This is a genomic window from Photobacterium sanguinicancri (assembly GCF_002265265.1).
Lineage (GTDB): Bacteria > Pseudomonadota > Gammaproteobacteria > Enterobacterales > Vibrionaceae > Photobacterium > Photobacterium sanguinicancri.
The window spans coordinates 20242-46156 of sequence record NZ_NOIF01000018.1; the positions used below are offsets into that span (position 1 = coordinate 20242).

Genomic DNA, 25915 nt, shown 5'->3' on the forward strand with positions numbered 1-25915 from the left:
TAGCAACACATCAACAGCACAAACTAAATTAGCATCGTTCATACCCGTTTACACAAGCGTTTACATAGGCGTTTACATAGGCATTTACATAAACACTAGCCCATGGGTAGATACCGCAAGGAGAGCAAAATGACGCACCACTCAGCAACATCTCGTTTAGATGAAAACCGAACTATTAGCGCCCCGACAGGGACATCACTTAACGCTAAATCATGGTTAACAGAAGCCCCTCTTAGAATGCTGATGAACAACCTTCATCCTGATGTTGCCGAGCATCCTCACGCGTTAGTTGTTTATGGTGGGATCGGCCGTGCAGCCCGTAACTGGGAATGCTACGACAAAATCGTTGAAGTACTTAAACGACTAGAAGATAACGAAACGCTTTTAGTGCAATCAGGTAAACCTGTTGGTGTATTCCAAACCCATAAAGATGCACCTCGTGTACTTATCGCCAACTCCAACCTTGTTCCGCATTGGGCCAACTGGGAACACTTTAACGAGCTCGATAAACAAGGCTTGATGATGTACGGTCAAATGACCGCAGGTAGCTGGATCTACATTGGATCCCAAGGGATCGTCCAAGGCACTTACGAAACCTTTGTTGCAATGGCAAAACAACACTTTGACGGTGTCGCTAATGGGCGCTGGATTTTAACAGGCGGCTTGGGCGGTATGGGCGGAGCCCAACCACTGGCTGCCACCATGGCTGGCTTCTCTATGCTTGCTGTTGAATGTGATGAAAGCCGAATTGATTATCGTCTTCGTACGGGCTATGTCGACTGTAAAGCCACCAGCCTCGATGAAGCGTTAGCCATCATTGAAGAATCAAAACAAACGGGTAAACCAGTTTCTGTTGGCTTATTAGGCAATGCCGCCGATGTTTATTCAGAGCTCGTTAATCGTGGTATTACACCCGATGCAACGACAGATCAAACCTCAGCACATGACCCACTTAACGGCTATTTACCACAAGGTTGGAGCTTAGAATACGCAGCAACAATGCGCCAAAAAGATGAAGCTGCCGTGGTAAAAGCGGCCAAACAGTCGATGGCAGTTCAAGTAAAAGCCATGTTAGCGCTGCAAAGCAACGGTTCAGCGACTGTCGATTATGGTAATAACATCCGCCAAATGGCATTTGAAGAAGGCGTAGAAAATGCCTTTGATTTCCCAGGGTTTGTTCCTGCCTATATTCGACCTTTATTTTGTGAAGGTGTGGGCCCGTTCCGCTGGGCAGCGCTATCAGGCGATCCTGAAGATATCTATAAAACCGATCAGAAAGTAAAAGAGCTGATCCCAGACAATCCACAGCTACATAACTGGTTAGACATGGCGCGCGAGCGCATTCAGTTTCAAGGTTTACCTGCGCGTATTTGCTGGGTTGGTTTGAAAGACCGCGCACGTTTAGGCGCCGCATTCAACGAAATGGTCAGAAATGGCGAACTTAAAGCACCTATTGTCATTGGCCGTGACCACCTTGATTCAGGCTCAGTCGCCAGTCCAAACCGCGAAACTGAAGGCATGATGGATGGTTCTGATGCTGTTTCGGATTGGCCGTTGCTTAATGCACTACTGAATACCGCCTCTGGGGCAACCTGGGTATCGCTCCACCACGGTGGTGGTGTTGGCATGGGCTTCTCTCAGCATTCAGGCATGGTGATAGTCTGTGATGGCAGCGATGATGCCGCCATACGAGTTAAACGCGTGTTACATAACGATCCCGCCACAGGCGTTATGCGCCATGCCGATGCAGGTTATGACATCGCAAAACAATGTGCCCAAGAACAAGAATTAGATCTACCTATGCTATCTCCTAGCACACACTCACAGTCATGATAACGGCAAAGGAAAGCACCATGCATCAGATTGACACCTACAACCTTGAAATAGTGCCAGGCAAGCTCAGCCTTAATCAGTTACGTGATGTGAACCGTCACCCGATTAACGTGTCATTACATTCATCAGCCTACCCTGAGATGCTCACCAGCGTTGAAGCAGTAACACGTGTAATAGATGAAGACAAAACAGTCTATGGCATAAACACTGGCTTTGGCTTACTCGCCAACACGCGCATTGCGGTGGAAGATTTAGAAACACTCCAACGCAGTATCGTGTTGTCACATGCCGCTGGCATTGGTGAGTACATGGACGACGCAACAGTACGTCTTATGATGGTGCTGAAGATCAATAGCCTAGCGCGTGGCTATTCTGGTATTCGCCCGCTTGTAGTGGATGCGCTAATGCAGTTAGTCAACGCGGGAATATACCCCTGTATTCCGAAAAAAGGCTCAGTGGGCGCATCCGGTGACCTTGCCCCACTCGCTCACATGAGTACAGTCTTACTGGGTGAAGGTGAAGCCAGAATCAAAGGAGAAGTCGTATCAGGTAAAACCGCACTAGAGTATGCAGGGCTTGCACCTATAACCCTGGCGCCAAAAGAAGGCTTAGCCCTATTGAATGGCACACAAGCCTCAACGGCATTTGCTCTAGAAGGTCTGTTTGCAGCAGAAGATCTGTTTGCATCGGCCACCGTGTGTGGCGCGATGTCAGTTGAAGCAGCATTAGGCAGTCGACGTCCATTTGATCCTCGAATTCACCGTGTAAGAGGCCATCGAACCCAAATGGACGCTGCACAGGCTTACCGTCATTTACTGGACATCTCCAGTGAGATTGGGCAATCGCATCAACAATGTGAAAAAGTCCAAGACCCCTACTCACTGCGTTGTCAACCTCAGGTTATGGGCGCATGCTTACAACAAATCCGCCATGCCGCTAGTGTGCTCGAAGTCGAAGCCAACTCTGTCTCTGATAACCCGCTGGTCTTTGCCGACGATGACGATATTATCTCTGGCGGTAACTTCCATGCAGAGCCAGTTGCAATGGCAGCCGATAACCTCGCGCTAGCCATTGCAGAGATTGGCAGTTTATCAGAACGCCGTATGGCCTTATTAATCGATAGTAGCCTTAGTAAATTACCACCATTTCTAGTCAACAATGGCGGGGTTAACTCTGGATTTATGATTGCGCAAGTTACCTCTGCGGCACTGGCCAGCGAAAACAAAAGTTTGGCACACCCAGCTTGTGTCGACAGCCTACCAACCTCGGCTAATCAAGAAGATCACGTCTCGATGGCGACGTTTGCAGCACGCCGCCTAAATGAAATGGCTGCCAATACCCGTGGTATATTAGCAGTAGAGTTGTTAGCCGCAGCGCAAGGGATAGACTTCCGTCACCCCCATAAAAGCTCACCACGCATAGAAGAGGCAAAAGCAATATTACGCGAGCGTGTCAGCTTTTACGATAAAGACCGCTATTTCGCACCTGATATTGAAAAAGCCAATACTTTATTGCTCGAAGCACAGTACAACACACTAATGCCAGCACAATTACTGCCTAGTGTGTAAATATAATCCGCCTAAATAATTGATAATAATCTTGTCCTAACAGAAGGTGGTTTTTCCACCTTCTTTTTTTGCTCATTTCTCAATTATCGCTACGAGTCAGTCACTTGCCCATGTTTTACGTCTAAAGTTCGTTCCAATAAAAATCACGCACATTGAAATAAGACTGTAAAACCTTGATAAAAGCACGGTTATTACCACGATAAATGGTCTAAGATGTTGATGAAACGTATGACTTTCCCGTACGCAATTAGGATTGTCATCTTTATTGTCTTGATCGAATTGCCGTGGAGGATGCTATGTGGCAAGCAATTTCTCACCAGCTTTCAGAAATACTTGATCGACCATTTAAGATTAGTGAACACCAACCGATCGAGGCCGGTGACATTAATCAATGCTATTGCATCAGCGACGGTGAAGAACGTTTCTTCATTAAACTTAATGATCGCGAGCTATTACCCATCTTTGAAAGCGAAGCCGAAAGTCTTCGTCTGTTAGCTGAATCAAACAGCATTGATGTCCCTAACTACGTTCACATGGGCGTGAGTCGCGATAAGTCTTTCCTTGTACTTAATTATCTACCAACCAAGCCCATCGATGATCAATCCGCTTTTACCTTAGGTAAAGAACTCGCAGACCTTCACCTGTGGGGCGAACAAGCTGAATATGGTTTTGATTTTGACAACTACATTGGACTTACCCCTCAGCCTAATAAATGGCGACGCAAATGGTGCCGTTTTTTTGCTGAACAACGCATTGCATGGCAATTACAGCTCTGTGAAGAAAAAGGGATCAAGTTCGGCAATATCGATACCATAACAAGCAATGTCATCGAGATCTTAGTACAACACCAACCGAAACCATCGCTACTTCATGGTGACTTATGGCATGGCAACACCGCATTAAGTGTTACAGGGCCAATTATTTTTGATCCCGCCACCTATTGGGGTGATCGTGAATGTGATATCGCCATGACAGAACTCTTCAGTGGTTTCCCTAGTCGTTTTTATGAAGGTTATGCATCTGTATGGCCACTTGATGCTGGCTATGAAGAACGTCGTGATTTATACAACCTTTATCATGTGCTCAATCATTGCAACCTGTTCGGCGGAGACTATCTACTGCAAGCAGAGCACATAATTAATAAGCTCGGCTTGACTGACTAAGCTCACCTACATACTCTCACTTTTCTCTTATCGCCTGTTTATACAAACAGGCGATGTTTCCATTTAGACTAACGAAGAACACAAATAATGATGTTACAAGCTGCTGTATTCGATATGGATGGCCTATTGGTCGATTCCGAACCTTTCTGGCAACAAGCTCAGGTAGAAACATTTCAAAATCTTGGCGTGCAAATCAAACAAGAAGATACCTTAGAAACGACAGGGTTACGCGTCGATAAGGTCGTAGAATTGTGGTTTTCTCGCCAACCTTGGCAAGGCCCTAGCTGTGAAGAGGTTACTGCGGCACTTGTCACTCGCGTAGAAGAATTGGTTGCAGAGCATAAACCTATGATGCCCGGTGTATTGGAAACCCTCGCACATTGTAAAGCATTGAATCTAAAGCTAGCGGTGGCATCATCTTCACCGATGCGCTTAATAACCACCACATTAAAAGCCCTATCATTAGAAGACACCTTTGAAGTTGTGGTGTCTGCAGAGCACTTACGCTTTGGCAAACCTCACCCTGAAGTTTACATCAACGCAGCTGATGCACTTGGTGTTGCTCCAGAGTACTGCGTCGCTTTTGAAGATTCGCTCAATGGTGTACTTGCAGCAAAAGCTGCCCGTATGAAAGGGGTTGCTGTTCCTGAACATGTAGTGGCCGACGACCCGCGTTGGGCCATTGCTGACAGTAAACTTTCATCGCTTCACGAAGTAAATCAGCAATTATTTACAATACTGTAAATACTTAATCGTCACAGTTTGGTGCAAGATTTTAACATCTTGCATCAAGATCAAATTTATCCGAACGATACTTTCCTCTTTGTTTCACTTCTAACACCTACTGAAACTTTCAATCTTTTATCATCCTTTCATATACCAGAAAAAAAACTTACTTTTGCGATCCAGCTTTACACCAAGCACTGAATCTTCTTAATAAATCAAACTTTGTAGTTAATTTTAGGCATAAAGAATCACCAGACGCTAGAGTAATAATATAGGTAAGTAATAGAAGTAACAGTAGTAAAGTGCTTCACACTACTCATAGAGTGCGATGTGCTTATTCCAGCAAAACATTTGCACCTAATCTATTGATTTTAAACATTTCGCCCTACATAGATTAGATGTATTTTCTGGCTACACAATGTTACATATAAATAAACTGGAAAGTGCAAAAGCAACGGATGCTTATGCTATATATGCCATGGCATATTGAGGAGCGAGATAATGAAACAATATTCTGAACAATCGGCAAGCTGCCCACACTGCGGACACCATATTCACATTACACTAGATACCAGTGGTGGTAGCCAAGAATTTTACGATGACTGCCCAGCCTGCTGCCATACAATCCACCTTAATATGCAGATTGATGAGCTACATAAAACAATCAACCTTTTCATCGATGCTGATGATGAACAGATTTTCTAAGACAAACGTAAAATTGTTGGCTCCTTAGTACGACAGAGCCCAAAGCGAACGCATTGGGCTTTTGTCAGTACAGCAGTGCAAATTTACTCAAGCTTTGTTTGCTAGTACACGCTCTACGGTATCAACTACGGCTTGTGTTTGTGGGTCTATCTCAATGTTGATCATGTCACCCACGCCTCGCCAAGCTAGGTTAGTACGTGCTAACGTTTCTGGTATCAAATTCACGTTAAACGTATTATCGACCACATCACCTATCGTTAAACTAATCCCATCAATACCGATATAACCTTTCGTAAACACATACTTTGTTTGTGCAGCTGGTAAGCTAAACCAAATCTGGCAGTTATTCGGTGTTTTGATCACCTCAGACACCGTCGCCATACACATAATGTGCCCCGACATTGAATGCCCACCAATTTCATCACCAAACTTAGCAGCGCGTTCAATATTAACGCGATCGCCGTCATTCAATAGACCAAGATTCGTCACTTTTAACGTTTCTTGCATCAAGTCAAAAGAGACTAAGTCACCATCTATCTGCGTTACTGTTAAACAACAACCGTTATGCGCAATAGACGCACCAATCTCAAGCCCTGATAGCCAAGATTTATCTAAACGAATGGTATGGGTTTGAAAGCGCTCTTTCTTACTTATTTCTACAATCGGTGCCGTACCTTGTACAATGCCTGTAAACATAACTTCCTCATCAAATACGTACTTAACATGCAACATATCCTGCATAACATTCCATACTTAGTGTCAAGATAAACCACCTAAACTCTTACTAAAAGTGCGGTTTTTAGAAGATTAGACACCAATTGATGCATTAACGTTTGAAATATTAACATCAGTTATATTATGCTTCCCTCAAAATAGCCATTACGAATAACTCGTAATGAAGCCACTATATTACTACAGGTTGGATATATTCTTATGGTGAAGCTTAACACCAAAAATCTGGGCTTTAGAATCCAACTGACCCTTTCAATCTTCGTTTTACTGACAGCCATCCCTATTGGTCTGATGTGGTACTCAAGTTCTGAACAAATTTTGCAAAACAGTGTTCAGCAACTATTTCGCCAGTCAAACCAAGTTATCACTAGTCATTTAGATGATTTTTTCGACGAAGCGCACCTCGTTTATCAACATCAAATAACCGAGCAACAATCTCTACCTGCTGTCGTGAAACAACGTGATAATTTATTAAAGTACTTGGCAAATGTATTAGCACATCATGATGAAATTGATTATTTCTACTTTGCCTCAGCTGACGGTCATTTGCTATCCCTTGGGCGTGATGAATTTGGCAACTTTGTACGCATCGAATCTGACCACGATCAAGCAGGGCCAACCACCAGCTATAGTACAGATTCTGCAGGTATTGGTACTGAAGTGATCAATACAAATGCCCATTTTGATCCTCGCACTCGCCAATGGTTTCAACAAGCCGTAAAGTCAAAAGGGCCCGTTTGGAGTGATATCTACCCTGGTGCGATAGAGAATGTTCTTGGTGTGAGCCTTGCTAATGCGCTATACGATAATAATGGTAACTTTTTAGGTGTCTGGGGCCTTGATCTAACGTTATCAACGCTCGAGCATGAATTGCAAAAAAACATCTTAAGCCCAAACAGCCGTATTTTGCTGATTAGTGATCAGGGTGCCATCATCGCAAGTTCTGACAAAGGCCTCCCCGCGTTGATGAACCTTGGTACACCATTAACACCCATTGTTAATATAATATGGGAAAACATTTACGGCACACCTCCAAGCAATACCATTGAAGTTAATCAATACCCGCTACAAAACAGCACATGGATGTCTGCCCACACCAAATATAAATTAGGGGAAGACCGTTACTTAACGATCTTACTGATTTCTCCTATTTGTGATTTTATTGGTGAGTTTATCAATGCAAAATATTACGCCATGTTTTTTACAATCATTGCCATGTTACTTGCAATGGTTTTCGGCTCTCAAGGCACACGTTACATTTTAAAACCAATCAATCAATTGCAAGCAACGGTAAAGCGAATTACTTTGGGGCAATGGAGTTCTCGTACCCAGCTCGATCGAGAAGATGAATTAGGTGAGCTATCTCGCTCATTCGATAACATGGCTGAACACCTTCAAGAAACAATTTGCCAGCTTAAAGACGAACAAAAAGAGACTACACGTTTAAATAACTTATTAGCTTACAATAACCAAGAGCTTGAACGTAAAGTACAAGATCGCACGTCTGAGCTGCAAAGTGCCAATGTTCAGCTGCAATTATTAGCAAACTTTGACCCATTAACTCAAATTGCTAACCGTCGACATTTTTGGCAGCTGTTTGAACAACGTAGTAAAAACAATACTGGGTGGCTGATGGTGCTTGACCTTGATAACTTCAAGTCAATCAACGATACCTATGGCCACTTGGCTGGTGACCGTGTTTTACAACACTTCTGCTCCGTGTGTCAGTCTTGTATTGGAACCCATGCATTATTTGGCCGAATTGGTGGTGAAGAGTTCGCGCTTTACGTAAATGACCATGATGTACTCAACATTCATCGGTACGCGCAACAGCTTCTTGCGTGCGTCAGAAACACCCCTATCACCCTAGATGGTAATAGCATTCAAATAACCACCAGCATTGGTGTTACCCATTCGACCTTAGATAAAAAAAATGTCTACGCTGAAGCAGATAAAATGCTATTTAAAGCGAAAACAGCGGGTAAAGACCGTGTCATTTTCTTATCAGAAACATCACCACAGTCTTAGTTCTACGCCACATATCTGTTAGCCAAACTTGTACGCTCTTATTTTTATCACTGCGGAAAACAAACTATGCTGTTTTCCAATAAACTCTTGTAGAAAAGGGTGAAATGAGCACGGAAGCCATTATAATGCACACGCTTTCTGGCATCCTCCAGATAGCGCTTGAATTCAGGTATATCCATGCACAAGTACAAACGAGAAACACGTCGTTTACTCAAATTAACTATCCCCGTTCTGCTTGCCTCCGTTGCTCAAACCTCTATGGGTTTTATTGATACAGTAATGGCGGGTAGTGTTAGCGCAACCGATATGGCAGCGGTGTCTGTCGCATCCAGCATTTGGCTTCCTGCCATTTTATTTGGTGTCGGCCTACTTATTGCGCTAGTGCCTATTGTGGCGCAACTTAATGGTTCAGGAAAAAAAGACCAAATCCCTTATCAAGTCCAACATGGTTTTTTCTTAGCACTGCTCGTTTCTGTACCCATCATGCTCGTCCTGTACAATGCAGGTACGCTGATTGACTATATGGATGTTGAACCCATTTTGGCTGAAAAAACAAATGGCTATATGTTTGCTGTGATGTTTGCTGTCCCGGGCTTTTTAATGTTCCAAACACTTAAAAGCTTTACTGAAGGACTGTCATTAACCATCCCGGGAATGATCATCGGTTTCATTGGCTTAGGTGCAAATATTCCACTTAACTGGATTTTTGTTAACGGTGAGTTTGGTGCGCCCGCGCTGGGTGGTGTTGGCTGTGGTGTCGCAACCGCCATTGTGTACTGGCTCATGTTCTTTGCCATGTTAGTTTACATCAAACTGAATAAACGCCTTCAAGCCGCAAAGTTATTCGAAACGTGGCACAAGCCTAACTTAGCAGCTCTAACGCGTTTATTTAAAATGGGCTTCCCTGTTGCTGCATCGATGTTTTTTGAAATATCACTATTCGCTGTTGTTGCTATCATGATTGCTCCTCTCGGCGCAGTCATGGTTGCGTCGCATCAAGTCGCAATGAACTTCTCTTCATTGGTGTTTATGCTACCAATGAGCCTAGGAGCAGCCGTAAGCATCCGCGTTGGTCACCAACTGGGTGAAGAAAACTTATTAGGTGCTAAAGTCAGCAGCTACTGCGGCTTAGCGACTGCCTTCATTATGGCAATCTCTACCGCAATCTTAACCGTGATATTCCGCGAACAAATCATTGCGATTTATAGTGATAATGCAGAAGTCATTCTCGTTGCCAGTCAACTATTGCTTCTAGCCGCGGTATACCAATGTACCGATGCGATTCAAATCGTGGCTGCGGGTGCATTGCGTGGCTACAAAGACATGCGCGCTATCTTTGTACGTACCTTTATTGCTTACTGGCTAATTGGCTTGCCGCTTGGTTACACATTAGGTATGACCCACTTAATCACTGAACCTATGGGACCACATGGCTTCTGGATTGGCATCATCTTTGGTTTAACATCATCAGCCATTATGCTTGGCTCTCGTTTACGTTGGTTACAGCGTCAACCTGAAGATTTACAGTTAGCGATGGCTACACGTTAGTTAGCTTTTGCTAAAAACATCTTAGTAATTACATCAATAAGGCGGCTGTAGCCCGCCGCGCGTCATGACAAAGGAAACCGCTTAGATTGGCAATGGGTATTTGTCAATTTAAGCGGTTTCTCTGTTTATGGTGTTTAAATATCCGAATTTTTAAACACTTCAGCTTTAGGTGTAAACACCACATTGAATGTATGGCTGAAAGGCTGCATTGCCTCATTACCCTCTCGGGTGGCGGTTAGGGTGATGGTTAATCGCTGGGTTAGTGCCGGTATTAGGGTTTCATCCAATAGCAATTCAGTCTCGGTCGTCTCGCCTTGATAGAGTACTGCGTTAGTGTCAGCATCCATTACCGATATCTGTGTGGTCGTGTCTGGCTCAGGAGTTCCGCCTGTGTACCAATTCGTTAAGTGTTGCGGCTCGACGACCTGACTGATTCTGTTGCGGTGTGACCACGTAACGTTAACCGGTATAGTGATGGTGTCAGGCCAGTGTTCATCATTCAGTTTTACGTTTGTCACGCAGAGTGGTTTTGCTGCGCGCCCTACCAGTTCGGTGGTAATAATAGCCGCATCGTCCTTTGGTAATGCCCCTCGCGCTGTCACGGTTAAACCTCGCACACTCACCTGTTCACCCGTGGTGAACTCTGTATCTAATGCGTCACCATCTAAGGCTGCAATTACTATCATTGCCGCGTGTTCAGCGGGTATCGTATCAAGTACACCTCGCTCAACCTCTGCCACACCATCAACAATGCTTTTAACCACCACTAATTCACCACCCAGCTGACATACTGCGGGTAACTCAATGGTCAGCAGGTTACTGTCAATCAGTCTAAGTTGCGTTGCCATTGGTGATATCGATTCGGCCAACATTGAGCTAGTCGAAAAAGAGGCTCGATGACTGTAAATCCAACGGTCAAAGTTGTTGTAATACAGATCAGCACCGATAGTATCGCCAGACGGTTTACGGGCTAGCCAGCCAACAAAACAACTATGTTTATTTAGCGCTGCCAGCTCTGACGGATTAAGGCTAGTAGCCAACAGCCAATAAGGAGACTCAACCACCTGCTGAATGGTGATCGGCACTGGCGTTGTAATTGGGTCTTTCCAGCCACTCGGTGGCGGCGGTATATAGTCTCCGGTTGCTGCTGAAAAAATATCTTCCATCAATTCCAACTTTACTTCAGGCTGCGCCATACTGCCTCGGCGCTTTTTCTGCACTCGCATAATGTGGTTTAACCCTGCGGGTGGATACACCACCCGTACTACATCACCAGGCTGATAAACCGATGCCGTCGTGTCACAATAAAGTTCGGTCGTCATCAATCGTGCTGATAGCATCTTTAGCTCACGCATTGCGACTCTGTAGGCTAACTGTGCATCATGAATCATTGGGAAATTAACGGTTTCACCTATTGTGCGACCGACAGCATGTACCATTGCCGAATTAATCACTGTAACCGCTGACTTTTCGTACGTTGTAGGGTCGGTATACGTCAATGTTAACGTATTAATAATGTCAGCCTGAGTTCGACGGCGTATGTTTTTTGCCGTTTTGATGACCTTCGAAGTCAATGCTGGCACTTTACTTGTATCGTAATTATCGCGGGCAAGCCGCATGGTTATGAGGCCACTGGCCTCATCAGTAAAGACATAACCGTTTAAATAACGACAAATATCTTTTACAAATTGTTCGACGGGCTGTTGCTTTACCCAATGTGCATTAAGACCAAAACCTTCGGCGTATAGTGTATTCGCACACGCTTCAAACGCTTTGTTATCAATATTAGAGTTACCCGTTCCCCACTCTGGGCACTCAATCAACTCATGAACAATATGGGCACCATTGAGACCATTACCGATTGCTGCTTTTGTAACATACCAAATTTCGTTGCCATCCCAGCCTGTAGAAATACGTTCAACCTCAACAGCCACAGGGGCGGGATAGCTGGAATTACCCATTTCAGGTTTACGGAATACCAAGGCGGTCAGGTGACGAAATGCACTCACCACCTTCTGCCCGTTGACCACCTGCCCACAATGATGAGCTAAATAATTATTTACGATCTGGCTGGCATGGCCCAGACAGATATCAATATCACCAACAATACCACCATACTGATCGCGGTCACCAAACAGGGTTGGCTGATCAATATGAATACGCGAATTGCTCGATACACTCCCCGGCCAACCTACCTTTTCGCCAAACCATATCCGCCTAACGGCATCGACAGGACCATGACATAACACGAGATGCTGCCCCCAAAACCAGCGATGGCCTGCAACCTGCTTTTTCTTACTGCCCATGGGTTACTCCTTACCCTGCTTAAACTTAACGACCATGGCTGTCACCACCGGATCACCCAGCGCCAGCAAAGCATCACAATCTGCGCCGTGCTTTAGAGCTTCTGTCCAGCTCAACCCATAAGCATCAAATACCCCACGCGCCCCTGAACAACAGTAACCAAGCGGGGCCAAATCTTTAGGATAAATACGATTACTTTCTGATTTCTTCATTCGATAAATCCCCCCACCAGTAAACACTGCCACTCGTGATTTTCACCCGACCAAAAACCACACCCAATGGTTTGCCCTCTTCGATGACGGGCGCTTTAGGCTCTTGCGCATCTGGGGCGGTATGGGTTTGATTCATTGCTCGATAACTAATAAACAGCGATGCCACCATCATGATGGCCATTACCCAAATCATCACAATCTCCTTGTGAATATATCGTTAGCGTTAGTGTTAGCGGTCGATAGGATCGCCAATATAGGGGTTTTTGGTCGGCAGATTTACCGCACCACCAAAGTTAATGGCGTTGTTAAAACGCGAATGACATGTCGCCAAGGTGCGGTCACAACCTCGGTTCACTTCAACTTGATCCCCTACCGTAAATGTTGCGGGGTGCAGAAGGCGCAGTGTCTTAACATTCGGTTGCGTATCAATATAATGATGGTTATGTCCATGCTTAAGACGACCGTAGTTATATTCCAACGGCAATGACTCGGTCAGGGTAACGAGGTTACCGTCCACCGCTGTCACCGTTACCGTTCGGGTACTTTCAATATGCCCACACTTACGGCTACCCAGCGAATAACGACACTGCGGGGTAACCGTTTCTGTCAATCCAGTGATCTGCAATTCGGTATGTACCGCCTCTAACTCGACGCTAACAAAACCGTCATTCCAAACCCCTGCCATTATTCGTCCAGCAAACACCGTATAAAACTGCCGACCATCTTCCGAACGGAGGATGGTGATTTTAGGGGCAACATTGAGCGGAGGGTTCAGTGCTAAATTTGCCAATTCACTACCCGCAGCCACCTCAAAAGCAGTATCAGCACGTAACGGATTATCTGATTGCTCGATACCATTACCACGCTCGATGGCATGGGCAGACCAATTCATACCGTCATACAACACGTCATTTTGATGCGACGTATAACGCCACACCTCGTTGTGAACTTCAGTTTTATACAGTTCAATGACTGCCATCGGGCACCTCGATCATTGGCATAGATACAGACAAGAGCTGGCGCGGTTGGTGTGTTATTTTTACCTTATCGTCCGCTGGTCGCATCAAGCGCATAATGTGCCCGCCAAGTAAGTCACTAGGGGTAACCTCTCGATCGTCATCTCCTCCTAGATCAATCACCTCGTTACCCTCTTGGTCATAACCAAGAGATTTTGCATACACCATCTGCACGCCATCATGCCAATTCAGGTACAGATGCCTGCCGCCAAATTCGACCAAACCGACTCGCTTAATCACAATTCGCTTGCGATTGCAGAGTGCCGCAATACGAATTTGGCGATGATACGACACCCACCAACACGCGTTTAAACGCCCTTTAAATTGATATAAAAATTGTTTTAGTTGCCACGCCTGTTCACGATTACTGGCAATCATTTCAACAGTGGTAGAGTGTCGGCCGTAGTCTTGTTCGACATCCATGATGTGATGACCACTGGCTGTGGTTTTCTCGCGCCAAGTAAAGGCCATATCATCAGCCACCGACACGCCTTTGCTGCGCTGTACAATCACCGAAGCACCCAGATATTCAGTAACCATGTCAAAACCAGAAAGGCTTAATTCCGGTAGCTCCAGCGGCTTGCTGTTAATAAAGGTGATTTTCTGCGTTGTTCGCGATCCCTGTCGGCTTGAACGGACACCTTCCGTTGCCATGCAACTCATCGCGGGGAGTAAAATAACATTGGAATGTGCAAACAATAACGGCCTTGATAACAACAGATTTCCATCATTAACCTGATCAATAAACGCCACCTCGTAGCTGCGCTCATTTTTATACAATAGCGCCATGCCACCCGCTTGAAATGAGCGCGACGAGACATCGGTATAGATAACCATATCGCCCTTATTGGCACTGACGGACGATGTGGCATCGCTCCAAACGGGCACAACCATCCGCTCTTTTCCTTGTGCAGCATAACGAGCGGTTTGCTCTGCCGCAGCCAGATTCGGCAAATTGTAGGTGTAATCAATGTGTTGCAATGGTTTATCTGCGTTACACAATCGCTGTTCACTGGCACGGGTTTCAATCACGGCACTAAACCATTGCCAAGATTCGGTAACAGGATAAATGGGCGGGTATGGCCACACTGAAACACGATTGCCCACCACGTTCAGCAGTACTGTTGCGCCTGCACTAAACTGCCACTGATAATTGGCATCAATTACCTGTTCAACGTCTAGTGACACCTTGAGTGTATAGTTCCAATGACCGCCATAAGCAGCCAATACTTGAATAGGATGTGGCCCAATTAGCTCTAAGCCTTTATCTTTTGATTTGACTAATTGAGACAGATCTATCGGTTTGGTGTAACTGCTCCAAATTTCGATAGGGTGTTCTGATGGGCTGGCGACAAATTTAAGATCTGTATAGTGAGGAGTAATAAATAAACTGTTTTTGAAATCGCGGTTCCAAAAGGAATCAGCAAGCCACCCTTTATTTTTCGCTGTTATCGTCCCGATGGCTTTTGCGTTGTGGTCATTAAAACCGACCAACCATGAAGAGCATTCCGTAATGGGTAATGGAATTGGAAATGGCGGCTCTTCGTATAACTCATTCCAAAAGTGAGAATAATAAAAACCATTAATAGTCATATTGCAGGCGTACTTTCTAAAAGCGCAAAACCAATATTGGCATCCTGATAGTTATTTCTTGGAATGATTCGCCAACGTTGACCTTGGTATTCAACGATATCGCCAGGGCCCACTAACGCCATTGAACATAGCCTTAGATACGGAATATCCATCGCAGGTCTCCAGCCATTATTTCGTTTACCCATTAGACATGGTAGAAAGACTGTCGTGGCACTCTGCTTAAAGACAAATTTCTCAACATCATACGGCGGGTGTACACCTTCACCATAATCGCTTGATATGTTCCAAACACCTGCAATAGGGGGTAATAATTCTGGACTCCCTCCACCAGCGGCCTGCCAGTGCCCACTACCGTTATCCATATACCAATTATTAACGTACTGACCACCATAATGACGCTTTTTGCCACCAAGAAAAATACCGTATAGCCCCACATTGTTGTCAAACCAATCAGCTGCAGCCCATTTACCATCAAAGCCTGCATAACCTTTACCGACACCAATCGTTGAGCCACCGCCGTAATTGTGGCATCGGTTATTCCCTACATTTCTAACCGTAAGAATGAAGTAATCATCCTCCGCTATAAAATATAGATCAGCAGGCCAAGCTACAGTTCCTGACCCCCAATCTTGTCGCACCATCTTCATCGACGAGATACCAGGCCAAGCACCTCCAGAATACTTCTCTCCAAGATGAAAATTTATTCCCTTTCGGTAGGATGTTATCGCATTCCATCCAAGAGCAAGTTTAATACTCGTGTTTTCAACCACTACCTTGCCTAGTTCATTATCTCCAGAACGAACTAATTTCCATGGAAGCATTGGATTATCAATAAAGAATTCCTGAAATATTCGCGTTAGATCTTCCGGTTTTGCACAACGTGCTACTTTATACGCCATTATGCTAACTCCAACGCCATAAAATCCCTGTAGCCATTTCGATATATATTTTGAACAACCAATAATGTATTTAAACCATCTAAGCTGTTTATTGTTTGCAGTGAAGATGTGTCATGCCCATCAATGTAATAGCACCCTATAAACTCACCTATTGCCCCATGTTCATGATGCAGTAATGTCATTGGTATAAGCCAGTGTGCCCCTTCAGAATATGTCCAACCATTGCGACATAAACCTGAAACCGACATATTCGGGTAAACCATACTCGGAGTTATAAAAGAACTATCGATCCATAATGTTTGCTGTGCCGCATTTCTAATCCACTGAAATGTAGAATATTCATCACCTTGGCTTGACCATCGACCATTTGCATTCACCCCTTCGCCATAACAACCAACTTGTCGAGGCCAATGACCAAGAGAACAATAGTTTTGTATTTTGCCGTTATAAATAACGTGAGTCGTGCCTGAAACCTGTGCAACAACCACAATTCGCGCTTTATCTATAACGAACCAGTACCTCAGTTCATTTTGCCAAAGATACATATATTGAATCGCGGTTGAATTTGGCTGGCTATCAAATTCAGATCCACCTGAAAACAACGGTCCAGCAACCAACTGCCAGTTATAGCAATCTGCGGCCACACTTGATTGTGTTTTAAATCCACAGATAAAATACTCTTGCTCACTAGGGCCATTAGAAGAAACAATTAATTCATCACTTCCTAGCCCCAAAGGGTCATAAACCCATCGCTCAACTTTCCAACCATTCGCTTGTGAAAAAGATTTCAATTTCAATAATAAATCGCGGTGCCCATTCGCCGTCCCTGTTTCCCATGCCATATCGAATCCTTAATTAGCTCGTTTGGTTACGCTTCATTATTCTCACCACCGCCTGCTCACCCATGTCACTGCGTAAATAAGCGTTCAATTGCTCTTGGTTATCAAGAAAAGCCACATGTACTGGCGGGGCTGCTACGTTGACGTTGGGTGCTCCACCGTGCTGCATCGCCTGTTGTTGCTGCTGTTCACTTTGCATGGTTTTCATTTGATTCATCATGGTGACCATCCAGCGAAAGTTATCGGCCTGCTTCGGATTTAGCACCATCTCGTCTTTGCGCAGCATCCACGTGCCTTCATTTTTGGCTGGTACTCGGCGAATGCCATCGTGTGCCTGCCCTGCCAACGCCTGACCGGCAACAATTCCCACTGAGGCATAACCCATGGTGCGAACTGCCGTTGATAACGCCATGCCCACTGGCGGTGGTCCGAAGCTTAATGCCTTGGTGGCCGCTTCTTCCGTTGCGACTACCATGGAAGGGATCGCCGCCAGTTTCTGGGCCGCAAACAGCAACCGATACAAACCGCCCTGCTCTTCACCCGCTTGCTTTAAAAAGTGGGTAGTTATACTGAGCTGCTGCTGGGTAAACGTTAGGGTCGATTCGGCAACTTGCGCCTGATACGCCGACCGTTCATCAGTGGCCTGTTTCTCAATATCGGTTAAATTGGCTTGATGGTCAGCCCGCAGTATTTCCCGATTAGCAAAATATTCACGTTCGAGTTCATCTTGTAGCTGCTGGTTTTCTTGGGCTTGTGCATAAGCGTATTGAAATGATTGAGAAAGACGCGCAAGCCTGTCGTTATAGGCATAGTCTTCACGGATTTTGGCTTCATTTTCCATGTCGGCTTGCATGGCCAGACGCATCAGCCATGCACCGTTGATCTCGTCTGATTCGGCGTAGAATGCCTCTATATCGCGAGTATTTTTAGGCGTTTGCCCCTGTTTCTTATCCAGCAGTTCTGCTTCTAACAGCAAGTTCTTCGCCAGCTCTTCATTAATGCCTTTGAGTGCGCCATGCTCGATTTCATACTGCAATTTAGCGACTTCACTCGTAATGCCATGAAGTGCGATTTGCTGCTGCATTTGCGTTAAGCGGTCTTTCCCTGCATCGTTCAGCGCTTTGGCCTGTTGCAGTCTCTGAGCTTCGGCGGCTTTGTTATCGAGCTTTTGCGCTTCAAGCAGCAACTGTTCTTTCAGCTTGCCATTAATCGCTTTGAGGGCACCGTGCTCTAAGTCGTAACTGACCTTAGCCAGTTCGCTTTTCTTGCCAAATAACGCCAGTTGACGCTGCATTAAAGTAAGCTGCTTTTGTGCCTGATTATCAGTTTTGTCATCCCGTTTTTTTTCAGGTTTAGGTTTATCTTCAGGCTTATTCCGCAACTCATACAGTTTGTCTTCAAGCGCAAGCACATCTTCTCGCCAAGACACTTCTTGCTTGCGAAGAGCCTCTATCTTGTTCAACCGCTCATCAAGATCATTCGTGCCTTTGCGCGCATGTAATGTTTCAAGCTCTGCGCTCACCAAGGCTTGTTTGGCTTGTGCTTCTGCTAATACGCTTTCAACTTGCTTTACCTGTAACGCATTCATACGACCCAACAGGTGATCGATACGGTCGGATAGATGATCGGTTTCGGCTGCCGCTGTTTGATTTGATAACGCAAAATACCCAAGAGCGGCAACTGCCATCATCGCGATACCGGCTGGCCCACCTAGTAATGAGAGCGCAATGCCCAATGCTCGGCCCGAAACAGCAGCGGCTTGCTGTGCATTTTTGAGTGTTACCGTAGCGATAGCTAAACGCCCTCGGGCTGCGGCTAATCGTTCTTCCGCTTTTGTGGCCATTACAGCACCCACGGCTACTTTACGTTGAATTTCAAGATGACGGATTTCAGCGTGAGTTGCCAAAATCGTGGTTTGAGTGTGGCGAACCGTCATTTGAGCATCTTGAATAAGCGCTGCCGTATGGGCACGAGAGGCCACAATTTTCGACATTTGCGCCGTTGTCATATTCATGACTGCTGCCGCTCCCCTGCCCATCGCAAGCGCCATTGTTACACCGACAGCCGTTGAGACCAGATCGGCATTGTCGGCAAAAACGTCAAGGCTGCTGGTCAGCCCTAATATAACGGGAGTGAAAGAATCGGAAATCGGTTGTTCATAGGCGGTAACGGCTTGGGTATAGGCCGTCGCTAAATCACCGTATAGCGCATTGATGTTGCCTGCTGTATTAGCTGCTGCGCCATCATAGCTTTCTAACGCTTTAACCAAGGTTTCAGCAAAGAAATCAGAGGTGACTTTTCCATCATTGACCAGTTTGCGAAACCCACCCGATGCCAGCCCAGCAGCTTTATCCATTTTGGTTAGCAGCCCTGGTAATGGCTCGGTGGTTTGGTTCAGCTCTTCGGCACGAACAGTCTGGCTCGCCATCGCTTGCTGTAGACCGAACATACTCTGATTGAGCTGTTCATTCGTCGCACCATAAGTACTAGCGGCATTGCTCATGCCTTCGAAAATAGCGATAGTCTGCTGTTTGGTGATCATGCCCGCATCTTCTACCGAAGCGACACGTGCGTAATTGCCCGCCATTTCAAGCATGGCTTTATTGTGATCTTTACTGACCTCAATCAGATACTGTTCAGTATCAATCCACGCTTGTTGGCTGCCGACTAACGCAGTTATACGGGTACGGATATCCTGATAGGCACCCAGTCGGTCGGTTGCCTTCTGGGCAGCCGCAATGGCAGAGAACCCCGCAGCCGCACCAAACAGTTGATTACGCAGTGACAACATCTGCCCTTCAAGCGCATCCGACTGATGATTCATAGTGCGCATTTGACGGCCAGTGGTGGCAGATTGGTTACCTAATGCCGCTACCGCATTGTCTGCGCCGCGAACCTGACCGACGAACTGCTTGTTTTCTGCGTCAAAGCGCAGGGTAAATTTCAGATCTTTACTCACGCTGGTTCAGTTCCTCGGCCATGACGCTGGCGATTGATTTGAGTTTTTGATAATCATCGGGATTGATACCACGGCCAGACAATTCAGCGTCGGCTTTGACCTGACAGACATCCATGCCTAAGCAACACACCCCATTCCAGCGCAGAAACGCGGGAATAGTGAGCCACCATTCGAGCACGTCGGCATGCTCTTGCCACACTTCGATCGTTTCACTGGTGTCATCATTCGTTGTAGGTTCAGGGGGTTGACTTACCCCCCAACAAGTCAGCTCTTGTTGCCAATCTTGTTCATCTTTCGCAGTGACGGGCTGGCGCTTAATCGCTTCCCGTACTGCGTCTAGGAGTTTTTTTTGCTGGCCTGCCCGCTCATGGCTTTCATGTATGCGGATAAGGCTCCGGCTGTGAAATGCTGATTTAAACAAGCCGCTTTGAGGTTTTCTGGGGTAAATACCAATGATTCACCGCTTTCGTCAGCAATGCCCGACCAGCCAGTGATCACCTCGGTAAACAGTTCCACATCCCCTTTACGGCTCAGTTCGGTAAAGGTTTTGCTGTCTACTATTTTAAAATCGAGCGTCATGTCGAAGGCTTCCACCTTGCCACCATCTACTGGCACATTAATACTGACAGGCCATGCTTTTACTTTTCTTTCTGCTACAAGTTTGAACATGAGGATTTTCCTTAGGGTCGAGTAACGAGAGACTAGAAGCTAGTTCCTAGCTTCTGTCTATCGGGTAATAAATTGGTCGGCATTAGAGATAATGCGCAGCGGTATACTGTAGGTTTGGGTGCCGTCTTGCTCGCCATAGCTTGGGCGACCAAGTTGCACTCGTGGGCTTTGCCAAACCACCTGATTACCGATTGAGCCATTAGTGAACACCAATTCGTGCTCTTCACCAGCTTGCGCCAATGCAAACACATCCAGCTCTATCAGCTTCGGTGCTTCAATCACCATGGTGGCGGTCGGCTGGTAGTCGGTGATCATCACTTCTTCATGACCGACATATTCCTGATACGGCACTTGGTTGGCCTGATCATATTCAAGAGAAATGAGCTTAGCGGCAGTGCCATCGATGGTGAAACTGGAGTGCTGTACCCCAATTTTTAGCGGTGTAAGCCAGGTCGAAAAATCGGGTGCGGGATGTGCCTGCGCCTCTGCCGGTACATGCAGACCAGTAAAGGCAAACTTGATCCCACCGAAGGCTTTTGCCGCCGCATTAAACGCCAGACTGCCCCTTGTGCCAACGACTTTATGTAAGGTGCCCGACTGGTAGTAATAGAGTGTTAGGCTACCTGTTGCATCGTCATCGATGCTGTAAACGGTCTGGCTATTTTCAGCATTTTCGGTGACCCGACGCAAACAGGCTGCCATCAGATCGCCCCACGGTGCGGCCTTGGCCGGATGTGCCGATGCAGCCAAATCTACCGTAAATTCAACCGAGACATACACCTCGGTCATGATTTCAGCTGACTGACCCAAAGTGCCATCGTCATATTCCAGAGCCTGAGATTCACCCGCGAGCGGTGTAATAGAAAACTCACGCCCCAGTACATGCTTCATTACCGCACCATTGGCAATGTTTTCAGCCGACAGCCCATCGACGCCATAGGTTGTTTCGGGCACAAAGCCGATGATTTTTTTTCGTTCTTTACGAGCCATAACTGTTTTGGTCCTCGGTATATTCCGTTACAAATTGATCGAGCCATGTCGCCCGCCCGCTCTCTACAGCCAGTAGCCGACCACTACCCAGCCAGTACGGCTCAAACTCGTCATCCCCTGACCAGCCAAACAGCCGTTTTTTCAGTTCATCGCGCAGCGGCTTCCAGTTGAGTGGCTTACTGTTACTGCTGGCATCAACAATCACCACACCCACGGTTACCGTGACGGTTTGCAGGTAAGCACCGCAGCCACGCACATCAGGCTGCGGAGAATCACCCACTTGAAACACATACAGCGATGGGGTTCTTACTGTTTTGCTGCGCTTCAAGTCCAGCTGCGTCAACGAATCAAGTTCATATACGTCAATCCAGGGCGGCTTGCCTTCAACCGTTGATTTCAATCTCTCTACTGTTAATTTGATAAGATCGGCCATCAGATAAACCCTTTCGCATGACCGCGACTAAACACACTGCCTGCACTGGTAATGGTGGCGGTGTTGTTGCTCTCGGCTCTGGCATTGTTACTGTCTAAACCCAACTGCAATATGCCGCGTCCCACCTTTTCCAGATAACTGATGCCATCTTTATAGCGCTTGGCTACTTGGTGTTCATCACCCAGCACGTCATCATTAAGGTAGTAACGAGCCAAATCACAGGCCGTTCTTGTTAACACCCGAGGGACAATATGGAGTGGCAGACTATATCTGCCACCCAGATAGCCATCGATGGTGGCGCTGGCATCATCCACCGCTTGGTTCAGCACGGTGTCAACAATGCCACCAGCACTGCCATCACGGTCGGTCAGCTCGGTCAGTTCCTCTTCACCAAAGCGGGTAATCATGTCATCTCGGGTGCAATACATCGCCATTACTCCGCGTTATCAGCCTGCTCAGCAGCCAGCTTCTGATAATCCACCCAGGCATCATCGCGCTGGCTGGCGGTAACCGAATGACCTACCAGCTTTGATAGCGCATCGACCTGCGGCTTATTACCTGTGGTGAAGTGGTCAGGGTTTTCAGGGTCAAGCTGGCTAATCGCTGAAATCAGCGTGATTTGCTCGTTAATTTGAACTTTGGTCTGCTGGTCAGTTACACCGCCAGATACACTTCCTTGAACCAGGTTCCCTGACGCACCGTCTGGCGAACTTGCTTCGGCACACGACACAGCAAGTCGCGGGTCAGCTTCGAGCATGGCCAACTGGGAGCATGTGATGGTGTTCGGCTCCAGTACGTTTTCACCTGTGTTGAACGCCATGCCTGCGCGGCGATAGCCGCCATGTGCAAGACTTTGAACAACCAGCTTTTTAGCGATAACAGTTTGCTGCGCCATGACATTGTGATCTCCATATTCAAATCAAGAAGGATGAAAGTGGGCCTAAACCCACCTTCAGGTGCGACGAGTTACGCCAACCAAGGCACCACGACCAGCTCAACGGCTTTGTAGTTGGTGTTCGATTCGCCCTGCGCTTTGTTTTCTGCTTCCAGCACCTTCTTCGCGGCACTGCGATTGCTTGGTCCGCACACCAACACGTTAGCCATAATTCCCAACGGTCGACCTTCATCTGATTTGAAGGCCATCATGGTTTCGATTCCACTGTCGAAATTGGCGTCGGTTAATGCCGCTTTAGATGCAAAGGCTTGCTGCCAGAACGCGAGCCCCCAGTTACCACGTCCATCGACGCCATAAAGATATTCATCCGCCATGAACACATGATCTGACTGACCTGCATCTGTTTTTGCATTAAGGCGATAGTCTTTTCGTTTCTGGTAAATGAACGGTTTTAAAGGTCGGCGGGTATCAAGCAGGAACCACGGGGCTCCCGAACCTGCCTGCATGTTCGACACAGATTCTTCTTTACCCGTTGCTGAGTTCACTACTGGATGGTCGGCATCGAAGAAGTACTGACCGTCATAACATTTGGTGGTAAAGCCTGCTGCCATTAGGGCAAACAGCATTTCGTCAGGATGTGATGCACTGGCGTAACCCATTTCTTGATACAGCGGCATAAACACACCGTAGGCATCGTCATCAATGGCTTCAGCAGGAATACCCACGGTTGATTCATACTTTTTGTTCTTGAGCGTGTAATCATGACTGGCTAGTTTTTTGACCTGACGGTCACCTACCCATTCACGCAATCGGGGAAACTGACCTAGCCAGGTATAGGCTTCCGCCGAGGTCGATGACGGCACCATGGTGGCGAACTGCGGCCACAACGGTTTATAGCTGCCGCTACCGGTGTTAAACGCAGTTTTAACCGCTGTATAAAGGGCGCTTAAATTATTTTGATTAATATCCACTTTGTTCACTCCAACACTATTTATGTCTGTGCTATTTCACGCCCAGCTATTTGATTCCCAACCACACCCACACACCGTCACTTTCTACTTGGGTGATCACCCCAGCTTTAGGGCGCGCATTAGTATCACTGCTGATGGACAAGCTGCCTTCATCAACAAAGAAGGCATCTGAACCCACATCGGCATTATCAATATCACCGCTGTTAAGAAACTTATGCTCACCAACCTCGACACCAATACGGGTTTCACCATCAAAACCTGTGGTGTTGTCTACACCGAGGTTCGACACACCAGCACAGATGTTGGCAGGCGCGGCACTGGCAAAACCGATGGCTAGCCCTGCTGCCAACATCACCACTGCATTACCGCCAATGTACTGGCCGCCTTTGATCGGATAATCACGACGGGTGCCCGTTCGTTTTGCTGTTCCCATTAGCTGTTTTCCTTTTTCGCTGCCAAGAACGCGGTTTTATCAAGATCACATGCCTTGAGCACTGCCAGCTCTTCTGCTGTTAGATCGTCATCGTTCTTGGTCTGTTTAGAGATGTGTGTTTGCTGGGTTGCCGTTTGTTGCGAAGTGAGGGCTGCAATGGCTGGGCGCTTTTCAAGCATTGCCGACAACGCAACAACGCCTTGTTGTTCACCAAACTGTTTTAAGTAGTCGGTTTCTGCTTCAACAATCTGGCCTTTGTCTTTCGCGGCTTTAATCACGGAATCAATACCTGTTGAATCTGTACCCGCTTTTAAAACAGCCAGTTCACCGACCACGCCGTTATAGGCATCGATAGTGACGAACTGAGTTAGATCGACAGCTTTGCCCTTATCTGCGGTTAATGCTGCCACCTGAGTTTTCAGATTCTTGCTTTCGGTCGCCTTGGTTTGCAGGGCATCGAGGGCTGTTAATGCGGCCTGCCCTTGCTCTTCGGTTAAGGTGTCTTCTGTTGGGGTGATACCTAACTTACCGAGCAGTTTTTTCAGTAGTTCATTCACATTACGATCCTCCGTTTGACCGTATAGGTTAATTTCGGTGCCGATATCGGCGGTGTGGGCATTCAATCTGAGATTGAAGTCAGCTGTCTTTTCTGCGTACAGGGCTGCCAGTGATTCCATGCCGACGACACCGGGATCATTGGTAATAGCCGCCATGCGCAGCAGTAACGGGTGACCGTGTTTGTTGTAGGGGAAAACAGCAGAAAGAAAGGCGTACTCTTTGGCGTCAATATGGCCTTTAGCGGTATTGGTCCAGTCGGGGCGAATATATAAACCCTGCCCTTCACGCCACTCGATATCGACGTCACTGTTTAGCCAGCCTGATGCAATGGCCTTTTGACCATTTTCTGCGGTATTGAGGGTTTGATGTTCGTAATCAATCAGGACTTTGGGGGCTGTGGCTTTGGTGGCCGCTATCATCTGCGCGGCAATATCGGCATTAAGGTGCCAATAGCCATCGGCGGTATCGTGGGGGCGACCGTCGCGGGCCTTGAATTTACCCGCAGGTAGCAGCTGATGCCAGCCGTCTTCTGACTGGTTTAAGTCAGCAACTAGTACAGCAAGATTACCAGTAAGGTTGGCAGATAAAACTGCCTGAGCGATATGAGTGCGTTTTGATGTTTTCATAGCGCCAGTGTGGCGCTATTTGCCTAGGGGGCGTGGTGGAAGAAGTTCGGGAAATAAAGAAGATACATAGCCATACAGGAAAAGCTGTTAAATTCAAACAATAAACATCTGAATGCTCAATACGAAAGAGATCAAATTCAACAACACTAATGGCCTGTTATATAATATTCTTGCTTACTTCAAAAAATGAGTTTCACAATTGATTTACAATGTAA

At 46.5% G+C, this 25915-nt stretch carries 25 protein-coding genes; 7 read left to right on the plus strand and 18 right to left on the minus strand.

Annotation, left to right across the window (positions count from 1 at the left end; genetic code table 11):
* Positions 1 to 129 precede the first annotated feature (129 nt).
* The 5 genes from hutU (at position 130) to ASV53_RS04980 (ending at position 5995) form a co-directional block, all read left to right on the plus strand.
* Positions 130 to 1833, plus strand: coding sequence for a urocanate hydratase (gene hutU / locus ASV53_RS04960; RefSeq protein WP_094956310.1), 1704 nt, complete (start codon positions 130 to 132; stop codon positions 1831 to 1833).
* Between the two features lie 20 nt (positions 1834 to 1853).
* Entirely contained in the window at positions 1854 to 3401 is a 1548-nt protein-coding gene (hutH, locus tag ASV53_RS04965) for a histidine ammonia-lyase (protein WP_094956311.1), read from the plus strand.
* A 296-nt stretch (positions 3402 to 3697) separates the two neighbouring features.
* The gene (locus ASV53_RS04970; protein ID WP_094956312.1) at positions 3698 to 4564 is read left to right on the plus strand and encodes a fructosamine kinase family protein; all 867 of its coding nucleotides are present in this window, start codon (positions 3698 to 3700) and stop codon (positions 4562 to 4564) included.
* A 90-nt stretch (positions 4565 to 4654) separates the two neighbouring features.
* Positions 4655 to 5308: a hexitol phosphatase HxpB gene (gene hxpB / locus ASV53_RS04975; protein WP_094956331.1), complete on the plus strand. Its 654-nt coding sequence runs from the start codon at positions 4655 to 4657 to the stop codon at positions 5306 to 5308.
* 483 nt (positions 5309 to 5791) lie between these two features.
* Positions 5792 to 5995: a CPXCG motif-containing cysteine-rich protein gene (locus ASV53_RS04980; RefSeq protein WP_062691128.1), complete on the plus strand. Its 204-nt coding sequence runs from the start codon at positions 5792 to 5794 to the stop codon at positions 5993 to 5995.
* Positions 5996 to 6082: 87 nt separating this feature from the next.
* Here ASV53_RS04980 and ASV53_RS04985 read toward each other — a convergent pair whose 3' ends face one another.
* Complete coding sequence (locus ASV53_RS04985) at positions 6083 to 6691, minus strand: riboflavin synthase (protein WP_062691146.1); 609 nt, start codon at positions 6689 to 6691, stop codon at positions 6083 to 6085.
* A gap of 237 nt (positions 6692 to 6928) precedes the next feature.
* Between ASV53_RS04985 and ASV53_RS04990 the strand changes: the two genes are divergently transcribed.
* Positions 6929 to 8755 (plus strand): sensor domain-containing diguanylate cyclase, encoded by a 1827-nt coding sequence (locus ASV53_RS04990; RefSeq protein WP_094956313.1) that lies wholly within the window; start codon positions 6929 to 6931, stop codon positions 8753 to 8755.
* 177 nt (positions 8756 to 8932) lie between these two features.
* Positions 8933 to 10303, plus strand: coding sequence for an MATE family efflux transporter (locus ASV53_RS04995; RefSeq protein ID WP_094956314.1), 1371 nt, complete (start codon positions 8933 to 8935; stop codon positions 10301 to 10303).
* Between the two features lie 134 nt (positions 10304 to 10437).
* Here ASV53_RS04995 and ASV53_RS05000 read toward each other — a convergent pair whose 3' ends face one another.
* From ASV53_RS05000 to ASV53_RS05080, 17 genes are all read right to left on the minus strand, one after another.
* A complete protein-coding gene (locus ASV53_RS05000) occupies positions 10438 to 12609 on the minus strand; it encodes a phage tail protein (RefSeq protein ID WP_094956315.1) in 2172 nt (723 codons plus the stop codon).
* Positions 12610 to 12612: 3 nt separating this feature from the next.
* Positions 12613 to 12819, minus strand: coding sequence for a hypothetical protein (locus tag ASV53_RS05005; RefSeq protein WP_094956316.1), 207 nt, complete (start codon positions 12817 to 12819; stop codon positions 12613 to 12615).
* Entirely contained in the window at positions 12800 to 13012 is a 213-nt protein-coding gene (locus ASV53_RS05010) for a hypothetical protein (protein WP_094956317.1), read from the minus strand. Before ASV53_RS05010 ends, ASV53_RS05005 begins: the two co-directional genes overlap by 20 nt.
* Before the next feature lie 36 nt (positions 13013 to 13048).
* Entirely contained in the window at positions 13049 to 13798 is a 750-nt protein-coding gene (locus ASV53_RS05015; RefSeq protein WP_094956318.1) for a phage BR0599 family protein, read from the minus strand.
* Positions 13785 to 15428, minus strand: coding sequence for a hypothetical protein (locus ASV53_RS05020; RefSeq protein ID WP_094956319.1), 1644 nt, complete (start codon positions 15426 to 15428; stop codon positions 13785 to 13787). The genes ASV53_RS05015 and ASV53_RS05020 overlap by 14 nt, the downstream gene beginning before the upstream one ends.
* Positions 15425 to 16327, minus strand: a complete 903-nt coding sequence (locus ASV53_RS05025; RefSeq protein ID WP_094956320.1) for a hypothetical protein — start codon at positions 16325 to 16327, stop codon at positions 15425 to 15427. Before ASV53_RS05025 ends, ASV53_RS05020 begins: the two co-directional genes overlap by 4 nt.
* The gene (locus ASV53_RS05030) at positions 16327 to 17169 is read right to left on the minus strand and encodes a hypothetical protein (protein WP_094956321.1); all 843 of its coding nucleotides are present in this window, start codon (positions 17167 to 17169) and stop codon (positions 16327 to 16329) included. The genes ASV53_RS05025 and ASV53_RS05030 overlap by 1 nt, the downstream gene beginning before the upstream one ends.
* Positions 17170 to 17182: 13 nt before the next feature.
* Complete coding sequence (locus ASV53_RS05035; RefSeq protein ID WP_094956322.1) at positions 17183 to 20125, minus strand: tape measure protein; 2943 nt, start codon at positions 20123 to 20125, stop codon at positions 17183 to 17185.
* Entirely contained in the window at positions 20118 to 20546 is a 429-nt protein-coding gene (locus ASV53_RS25390) for a hypothetical protein (RefSeq protein WP_189337827.1), read from the minus strand. Before ASV53_RS25390 ends, ASV53_RS05035 begins: the two co-directional genes overlap by 8 nt.
* The gene (locus ASV53_RS05045; protein ID WP_094956324.1) at positions 20462 to 20794 is read right to left on the minus strand and encodes a hypothetical protein; all 333 of its coding nucleotides are present in this window, start codon (positions 20792 to 20794) and stop codon (positions 20462 to 20464) included. Before ASV53_RS05045 ends, ASV53_RS25390 begins: the two co-directional genes overlap by 85 nt.
* A 57-nt stretch (positions 20795 to 20851) precedes the next feature.
* Entirely contained in the window at positions 20852 to 21784 is a 933-nt protein-coding gene (locus tag ASV53_RS05050) for a phage tail tube protein (RefSeq protein WP_094956325.1), read from the minus strand.
* Positions 21774 to 22217, minus strand: a complete 444-nt coding sequence (locus ASV53_RS05055; RefSeq protein ID WP_094956326.1) for a phage tail terminator protein — start codon at positions 22215 to 22217, stop codon at positions 21774 to 21776. The genes ASV53_RS05050 and ASV53_RS05055 overlap by 11 nt, the downstream gene beginning before the upstream one ends.
* A complete protein-coding gene (locus tag ASV53_RS05060; RefSeq protein WP_094956332.1) occupies positions 22217 to 22645 on the minus strand; it encodes a gp436 family protein in 429 nt (142 codons plus the stop codon). Before ASV53_RS05060 ends, ASV53_RS05055 begins: the two co-directional genes overlap by 1 nt.
* 5 nt (positions 22646 to 22650) lie before the next feature.
* Positions 22651 to 23112, minus strand: a complete 462-nt coding sequence (locus tag ASV53_RS05065; protein ID WP_094956327.1) for an HI1506-related protein — start codon at positions 23110 to 23112, stop codon at positions 22651 to 22653.
* Between the two features lie 71 nt (positions 23113 to 23183).
* Complete coding sequence (locus ASV53_RS05070) at positions 23184 to 24083, minus strand: Mu-like prophage major head subunit gpT family protein (RefSeq protein WP_094956328.1); 900 nt, start codon at positions 24081 to 24083, stop codon at positions 23184 to 23186.
* Positions 24084 to 24129: 46 nt separating this feature from the next.
* Positions 24130 to 24516, minus strand: coding sequence for a hypothetical protein (locus ASV53_RS05075; RefSeq protein WP_094956329.1), 387 nt, complete (start codon positions 24514 to 24516; stop codon positions 24130 to 24132).
* Positions 24516 to 25700: a phage protease gene (locus tag ASV53_RS05080; protein ID WP_094956330.1), complete on the minus strand. Its 1185-nt coding sequence runs from the start codon at positions 25698 to 25700 to the stop codon at positions 24516 to 24518. Before ASV53_RS05080 ends, ASV53_RS05075 begins: the two co-directional genes overlap by 1 nt.
* Positions 25701 to 25915: the final 215 nt, after the last annotated feature.